The organism is Delftia sp. ZNC0008, assembly GCF_000799035.1.
Classification (GTDB): domain Bacteria; phylum Pseudomonadota; class Gammaproteobacteria; order Burkholderiales; family Burkholderiaceae_C; genus Comamonas; species Comamonas tsuruhatensis.
Window position 1 is genome coordinate 1 of the sequence record NZ_JTKZ01000072.1, and the last position, 3,325, is coordinate 3,325.

3 protein-coding genes are annotated in these 3,325 nt (G+C 69.0%); all 3 read right to left on the minus strand.

Annotated elements, in window-relative coordinates:
- Positions 1-78: 78 nt before the first annotated feature.
- Positions 79-1,143: a homocysteine S-methyltransferase family protein gene (locus L995_RS02715; RefSeq protein WP_017406622.1), complete on the minus strand. Its 1,065-nt coding sequence runs from the start codon at positions 1,141-1,143 to the stop codon at positions 79-81.
- 247 nt (positions 1,144-1,390) lie between these two features.
- Positions 1,391-2,086 carry a helix-turn-helix domain-containing protein gene (locus tag L995_RS02720; protein ID WP_016447398.1) on the minus strand — a complete coding sequence of 232 codons (696 nt, stop codon included), beginning with the start codon at positions 2,084-2,086 and terminating at the stop codon, positions 1,391-1,393.
- 54 nt (positions 2,087-2,140) lie between these two features.
- The gene (locus L995_RS02725) at positions 2,141-3,226 is read right to left on the minus strand and encodes a YkvI family membrane protein (RefSeq protein WP_016452210.1); all 1,086 of its coding nucleotides are present in this window, start codon (positions 3,224-3,226) and stop codon (positions 2,141-2,143) included.
- Between the last annotated feature and the right edge of the window lie 99 nt (positions 3,227-3,325).

Sequence of the window (3,325 nt, forward strand, 5' to 3'; positions counted from 1 at the left end):
CCGCGTAGCGGCAGCCCTGCGGCTGGGGACGGGACGGGCGGCAGCGGCGAACTCATGTCAGAGGCTTCGCCCGCGCGATCAGGCCGATTCCGGGTAGAACAGGCGGCGCGTGGGCGTGCTGCCCACGGCCTTGGCGATGGCGCCGATGTGGTCCGGCGTGGTGCCGCAGCAGCCGCCCACAATGTTGACCAGGCCTTCGGCCGCGAACTCATGCACCAGGCGGCTGGTGACTTCGGGCGTTTCGTCAAAGCCCGTGTCGCTCATGGGATTGGGCAGGCCGGCGTTGGGGTAGCAGCTGATGAAGGTCTCGGGCGCGGCCTTGTTCAGTTCCTGGACGTAGGGGCGCATCAGCGCCGCGCCCAGCGCGCAGTTCAGGCCGATGGACAGCGGGTTGGCATGGCGCACGCTGTGCCAGAAGGCCGTCACCGTCTGGCCGGACAGGATGCGGCCCGAGGCATCGGTCACCGTGCCGCTGATCATGATGGGCAGGCATTCGCCGCTTTGCTCGAAGGCCTCGTCCACCGCGAACAGCGCGGCCTTGGCGTTGAGCGTGTCGAAGATGGTCTCGACCAGGATGACGTCGGCGCCGCCCTCGATCAGCGCCAGCGTCTGCTCCAGGTAGGCCTGGCGCAGCTGCTCGAAATTCACGTTGCGCGCGCCCGGATCGTTCACGTCGGGGCTGATGCTGGCCGTCTTGGGCGTGGGACCCAGGGCGCCGGCCACGTAGCGCGGATGGCCGGGCGTGCTGTACTTGTCGCAGGCCGCGCGGGCCAGCCGGGCGCTCTCGAGATTCATCTCGCGCGCCAGATCGGCCATGTGGTAGTCGTCCTGCGCAATGGTGGTCGCGCCGAAGGTGTTGGTCTCGATCAGGTCGGCGCCGGCGGCCAGGTACTTCTCATGGATGTCGCGGATCACGTCGGGGCGGGTGAGCGACAGCAGCTCGTTGTTGCCCTTGACGTCATGCGGGAAGTCCTTGAAGCGGTCGCCCACGCTGCCCGGGCCCGTGTAGCCCTGGCCCCGGTACTGGGCTTCGCCCAGCTTGAAGCGCTGGATCATGGTGCCCATGGCGCCGTCAAGAATGACGAGGCGCTTGGCAAGGATGGCGGGAAGCTCTTTGGCGCGGGTGTACTGGGGCAGGCTCATGGGCAGCGATTGTAGGAATTCCGGGGCGGCCGTGCCGGGCACGAGGATTCCCCCAGAAAAACGGCCTGCGCCCCAAACAAGAGGCGCGACCTATGAAACTAGCGCACCCCCACGCCAGAGACACCGAGGAAGGGCCTATGCCGGCCGCGCCGCCCCGCACCGAGGGTGTCGCCCCCCTCCCGCGTAGCGAGAGAGGGCGCCGTGCAACGGGGGAAGCGGCGCAGCCGCTCAGGGGGTGCTAACCATTTCAGCTGCAGACAGAGACGACTTGAGCCGGCTGGCGGCTCAGGCTCACATACACATGGCCCACGCCGCTGTCGAAATACGCGGCCTCATGGCGGCCCAGCTCCACCGATTCGCCGTTCTCGAACAGGATGCGCACCCGGCCCGAGAGCACCATCACGAACTCCTGGCCCGCATGGCGGATGGTCTCCGAGAATTCCCCGGCCTCGCGCGCATTGATCACGGCCACCAGGGGCTGCATCTTCTTGCCCGGGAAGGCGCCGCACAGCACGCTGTAGAGGTACTGGTCGGTCTCGTAGCGCTGCACGTCCTCGAAACGGTCCTTGACCACGGTGGGCGTGTCGCCGGCCGCCTGCTGGGCGTCCCCGACCATGAACAGCCGTGTCATGTCGATGTCCAGCGCATTGCCCAGCATGAGCACCTTCTCGTAGCTCAGCGCGATCTGGCCGCGCTCGGCCTTGGAGATGGTGGACACGGCCAGGCCGCTGCTTTCGGCTACCTGCTGCAGCGTCAGGCCGCGCTCCTTGCGGGCCTTGCGCAGCTTGGCCCCCACTTCGTGCTTGCCTGCGGGCAGGGCGGCGGCCGTGCGGGCGCCCGGCAGCACGGCGGCAAGGACCTGGTCTGCCGTGGGAAGCGGACTGGAACGAGGGCTGGGGCCGGGACCAGGGGCGGGACTGGTGCGAGGACGGGGGCTGGGCATGAAGCGGGCGATCGGGGCTGGCGACCGCCCGATTCTAGGGTCAGGCCCGCTCCCTCAGGTGCCGCGCAGATCGGCCTGGGGCGCCGGCCTGCGGCCCATGCGCAGCCAGCCTGCCAGCGCGCAGGCCATGAGCGCGAAGCCGATGTAGCCATAGACCGGGTACACCATGCCCACCAGCGTGATGAAACCCGCGAAGCTGCCGCCCAGTGCCACCACGCCCGCCACGCCCGTGCCCCAGCGAAAACGCGGCGTGCCGGCCGGCAGGATGCGGGCCACGAAGGCATAGAGCATGCCCACGGCGGTGTTGAGGATCATGCCGAAGATGACCAGCGACATCAGGTGCCCCAGCCAGGGCGAGATCTGCGTGGCCAGCGCCAGCATGGGCATGGACAGGCCGCCCAGCGTGTCCATGCGCCAGACCATGGCGGCCGCGATCAGCAGCATCAGCAGGCCCAGCAGCAGCCCGCCGGCCACGCCGCCCCACAGCGCCACTCGGCGCGAGCTGGCCTGGCCGCCCATGATCACCAGGAAGGGCATGCCCGCCACCACGTTGTAGGAGACATAGAGCAGCGCGGCCACCAGCCAGTGCCCCGCACCCCGGGGCTGGGCGGCGGTGGCGGCCTCCAGCGCGGCCGGCTCGCCCTGGGGCGTCACCAGCACGTAGCCTGCGACCACCACGGTCATGAACACCAGCAGCGGCGTGACCGCGCCGATGAAGGCGATCACCCGGCCCACGTCCAGGCAGACGATGAGCACCGTGGCCACGGTGGCCAGCACGCTGCCCCAGACCTCGGGCAGGCCCAGCCACTGGTGCAGCAGCGAGCCTGCGCCCGCCAGCATGACCACCGTGATGGCGAAGAGGAAGAAGGTGATCAGCACATCGAACACCATGCCCACATGCCGGCCCAGCAGGGCCTGCACCACCTCCTTGTGCGAGCCGGCCTGCAGGCGCTGGCCCATGGTGGAGAACGCCATGGACAGGAAGACGAAGGCCAGGGCCGCCACCAGGCAGCCCGCCAGGCCGATGGCGCCAAAGCCCGCGAAGAACTGCAGTATCTCCTGCCCCGAGGCGAAGCCCGCCCCGACGATGACGCCGACGAAGGCGCCGGCAATCCTGCTCACTTCCTTGAATGCACCCATGCCTGTCTCCTTGGATTGTTGTGTGTTGCGGGGGCTGAAAAAGCGAAAAGGCAGGCGTCTCAGGCCGCGAAGCGCTCCGGACTCAGCCGCCGGACGCGG